The organism is Agromyces sp. P1_H4 (assembly GCF_056405255.1).
In genome coordinates this window covers 1-4,168 of the sequence record NZ_JBFUCL010000332.1, presented here as the reverse complement: position 1 = coordinate 4,168, position 4,168 = coordinate 1, and the positions used below count along the sequence as shown (strand labels likewise).

At 71.6% G+C, this 4,168-nt stretch carries 4 protein-coding genes; 2 read left to right on the top strand and 2 right to left on the bottom strand.

Annotation, left to right across the window (positions count from 1 at the left end; translation table 11 throughout):
- A partial coding sequence (locus AC1DY2_RS16475; protein WP_476763398.1) for a substrate-binding domain-containing protein occupies positions 1–439 on the top strand: 439 nt, incomplete at its 5' end.
- Positions 440–582: 143 nt separating this feature from the next.
- On the opposite strand, the gene AC1DY2_RS16470 is transcribed toward AC1DY2_RS16475, so the two are convergent.
- Both AC1DY2_RS16470 and AC1DY2_RS16465 read right to left on the bottom strand, forming a co-directional pair.
- Positions 583–2,073, bottom strand: coding sequence for an MFS transporter (locus AC1DY2_RS16470; RefSeq protein ID WP_476763397.1), 1,491 nt, complete (start codon positions 2,071–2,073; stop codon positions 583–585).
- 5 nt (positions 2,074–2,078) lie between these two features.
- Positions 2,079–2,501: a MarR family winged helix-turn-helix transcriptional regulator gene (locus AC1DY2_RS16465; RefSeq protein ID WP_309975172.1), complete on the bottom strand. Its 423-nt coding sequence runs from the start codon at positions 2,499–2,501 to the stop codon at positions 2,079–2,081.
- 126 nt (positions 2,502–2,627) lie between these two features.
- Between AC1DY2_RS16465 and AC1DY2_RS16460 the strand changes: the two genes are divergently transcribed.
- Positions 2,628–4,168 (top strand): circularly permuted type 2 ATP-grasp protein (locus AC1DY2_RS16460; RefSeq protein ID WP_476763396.1); only part of this gene is annotated, 1,541 nt, incomplete at its 3' end.

Below are 4,168 nucleotides of genomic sequence, written 5' to 3'. Positions count from 1 at the left end.
GCAGGCTGCCGACCGGCTCGCGGGTGCGCGGCGCGCCGTCGAGGCCACCGAGGGCATGTCGCTCGAGGTCGTCGAGACCGACTCCCTCACGGTGCTGGCGGGCCGAGCCGCCGGCGAGGCGATTCGCGAACGACCTGCCGCCGACCGGCCCGACGCGATCTTCGCCGCGAACGACCTGCTCGCGATGGGCGTGCTCCAGGCGCTCATGATGCAGGGCAGCATCCGGGTGCCCGACGAGATCGCCCTCATCGGTTACGACGACATCGACTTCGCGTCGGCCGCGGTGGTGCCGCTCTCGTCCATCCGCCAGCCGGCGTCGCTCATCGGCTACACGGCGGTCGACCTGCTGCTCAAGGAGGCCGCCGTCGGTGCCGACGTCGAGCGCGAGCAGGTCGTGTTCCAGCCCGAGCTCGTGGTGCGCGCCTCGACGCGAGGCTGACGGGCTCGTTCGGCGCAGCCGCACGGTCGGGATTCAGGCGAACGGCCGCCGCTCAGTCTCGAATCGCCGAAAACGTCCTGAATGGCGTGCGTCTGCCGGAATCGCGGCCGACAGGTCGCGTTCGAGCCACCCGACCGGGTCGCTCAGTCGGTGGCCGGCGTGCCGCGCGCGCCCGACGGGCGACCTGAGGGCTGACGGACTGGCGCCCCGTCGCGGGCCGGATGCGGGTGCGGGTGCGGATGCCGCGGCAGCGGGATCGGCGACGTGAGGGCGACCTCCTCCGAGAAGTCCGCGGGCACGAGGCGGTCGTTCGACACGGGCGGCACGAGCCGGTCGTCGGGCACGACCGGGATCGCACGCGTGGGCACGACGRCTATCGCCGCCGTCGGGGCATCCGCGAATCGCAGGACGGGACGCCAGCGGGCGTGCGGATGCCGCGCCAGGTGCATGCCGCGGGCGAAGACGAGCCAGCCGACGCCGATGAGCGCGGCGACGCCCGCAGCCACCGCGGCGACACCGAGCGCCCAGCGCGGGCCCCAGCTGTCGGCGACCGCGCCCACGATCGGGGCGCCGATCGGCGTGCCGCCCGCGAGGATCGCCATGTACAGCGCCATGACCCGGCCGCGCAGCTCGGGGGCGGTCGTCGTCTGCACGTAGCCGTTGGCTGTGGTGAGCAGCGACACCGCGCCGAAGCCGATGAGGATCGTCGACGCGGCGAACATCCAGTACGTCGGCATGAACGCCGAGATGAGCACGGCCGCCCCGAAGAACGCCGCGGCGAGGATGATCACCCGCATCCGGGCGCGCTCGCGCCGGGCCGCGAGCAGGGCACCGGTCAGCGAGCCGATCGCGAGGATCGAGTTGAGCACCCCGTACTCGCCCGCGCCCCGGCCGAACTCCACGGCCATGGTCGACGAGAAGATCGGGAAGTTCATGCCGAACGCGCCGATGAGGAAGACGATCACGAACACGATGAGCAGGTCGGGCCGCTTCGCCACGTAGCGGAACCCGGCGACGAACTGGCCCGAGCGGCCGGCCCGCGGCATCCGCTTCACGACCATGTTCCGCAGCATCACGAGCGCGACGAGCACGGCCACGAACGTGATCGCGTTGATCACGAACACCCAGCCCGAGCCGACGAGCACGATGAGGAAGCCGGCGAGCGCCGGGCCGATCATGCGCGCCGCGTTGAACGACGCCGAGTTGAGGGCCACGGCGTTCGACATGTTCGAGCCCGAGACGAGGTCGGCGACGAAGGTCTGGCGCGCGGGCGTGTCGACGGCGTTCACGATGCCGAGCGCGAGGGCGAAGCCGTAGAGGTGCCAGAGCTGGGCGTGGCCGAGGATGAGCAGCAGCCCGAGCGCGAGGCCGAGCACCATGAGGCAGCTCTGGGTGACCATGAGGATCTTGCGGCGGTCGAACCGGTCGGCGATGAGTCCGGTGACGGGCACGAGGAGGAGCTGGGGCGCGAACTGCAGTGCCATGGTGATGCCCACGGCGAGGGCGTCGTTCGCGGTGAGTTCGGTGAGCACGACCCAGTTCTGGGCGGTGGCCTGCATCCACGCTCCGATGTTGGAGACGAGGGCGCCGATGAACCAGATGCGGTAATCACGCACGGCGAGGGAGCGGAACATGGCACTCACTGGGTGATGAAGCCTCCCATCAGTTCGGCGGCGCGGGCCAGGACGGCGCGGTCCTCCTTGGAGAGCTCGCGCAGGCGGGTGGTGAGCCAGGCATCGCGCTTCGAGGTGGTGGCCTTCACGACCTCGCGGCCCGACTCGGTGAGGGCGATGTTCACCTTGCGCCGGTCGATGTCGTCGGCGACCCGCGTGAGGTAGCCGCTCTCCTCGAGGCAGTTCACGGTGCGGTTCATCGAGGGAGCCGACACGCGCTCCTGCTCGGCGAGCTCGGTGAGCGTGCTCGGACCGTGCCGGAAGAGCAGCCCGAGCACCGCGAACTGGGCGTCGGACATGGCCTGGTCGGCCTTGTGCGCACGGAGCCTGCGGGCGAGCCGGAAGGTCGCCATGCGCAGCTCGGTGCTCTGCTCCGCGATCGATGCCATGGCTATTTAGTTTAGCTCATTAGTCTTGCTAAGTAAAATGACGGCGAGCCATTCCGGGCTCCGGATGCCGCAGGCCGGACGCACGGCGGAAACACCCCGGTAACCGACTGCTGGCACCCTTCGGTGATGGGAACGCTCTTCGACGGGTACACGACGACGCGGTCGGATGTCGCGGCGCGGCGCGCCGGCCGGCCATGGGACGAGATGTTCCCCGCCGACGGTGGAACGGCCGACGGCGGCACGGCCGTGCGCGAGCCGTACCGCGAGCTCTACCCGGCCCTCGCCCGCATGTCGCAGGACGAGCTGCGCGGTCGCACCGACGCGCTCGCCAGCTCCTACCTCGCGCAGGGCGTCACCTTCGACTTCGCGGGGGAGGAACGGCCATTCCCGCTCGATGCGGTGCCCCGCGTCATCGCGGCGTCCGACTGGAGCCTCGTCGAGGCGGGTGTCGCGCAGCGCGTGCGAGCGCTCGAGCGGTTCCTCGCCGACGTCTACGGGCCGCAGCACGCCGTGCGCGACGGCGTCATCCCCGCCGCGCTCGTGACCTCCTCCACCCACTACCACCGCCAGGCCGCCGGCATCGTGAGCGCGAACGGGGTGCGCATCCAGGTCGCGGGCATCGACGTGATCCGCGACGAGCAGGGCGCCTGGCGGGTGCTCGAGGACAACGTGCGCGTGCCGAGCGGGGTGAGCTACGTCATCTCGAACCGGCGGGTCATGGCGCAGACCCTGCCCGAGCTCTTCACCTCGATGCGCGTGCGCCCGGTCGGCGACTACCCGAACAAGCTGCTGCAGGCGCTGCGGGCGAGCGCACCCGAGGGCGTCGACGACCCGACCGTCGTGGTGCTCACCCCCGGCGTCTACAACTCCGCGTACTACGAGCACACGCTGCTCGCGCGGCTCATGGGCGTGGAGCTCGTCGAGGGCCGTGACCTCTTCTGCTCGGGCGGCCGGGTGTGGATGCGCACGACCGCCGGCCCGACGCGCGTCGACGTGATCTACCGCCGCGTCGACGACGAGTTCCTCGACCCGCAGCAGTTCCGGCCCGACTCCGTGCTGGGCGCGCCCGGGCTCATGCTCGCCGCGCGACTCGGCCACGTGACCATCGCGAACGCGGTCGGCAACGGCGTCGCCGACGACAAGCTCGTGTACACGTACGTGCCCGACCTCATCCGCTACTTCCTCGGCGAGGAGCCCATCCTGCCGAACGTCGACACCTGGCGGCTCGAGGAGCCCGAGGCGCTCGCCGAGGTGCTCGACCGCCTCGATGAGCTCGTCGTGAAGCCCGTCGACGGGTCGGGCGGCAAGGGCCTCGTCGTCGGCCCGGATGCCTCGCGCGACGAACTCGCCCAGCTGCGCTCCCGGCTCGTGGCCGACCCCCGCGGCTGGATCGCGCAGCCCGTCGTGCAGCTGTCGACCATCCCCACCCTCGTCGAGGACGGCATGCGTCCGCGCCACGCCGACCTCCGCCCCTTCGCGGTGAACGACGGGAACGACGTGTGGGTGCTCCCCGGCGGGCTCACCCGCGTCGCCCTGCCCGAGGGCCAGCTCGTCGTGAACTCGAGCCAGGGCGGCGGCTCCAAGGACACGTGGGTGCTCGGCGGCGGCCTGCTCACCGGTCCGATCGCGGCCCCGGTGGCGGCGCGGGCGGATGCGCGGGTCGGCAC

What these genes read in the sequence shown, in the direction of transcription:
- AC1DY2_RS16465 (WP_309975172.1), bottom strand. Translation starts at nt 2,501, where the DNA reads ATGGCATCGATCGCGGAGCAGAGCACCGAGCTGCGCATGGCGACCTTC.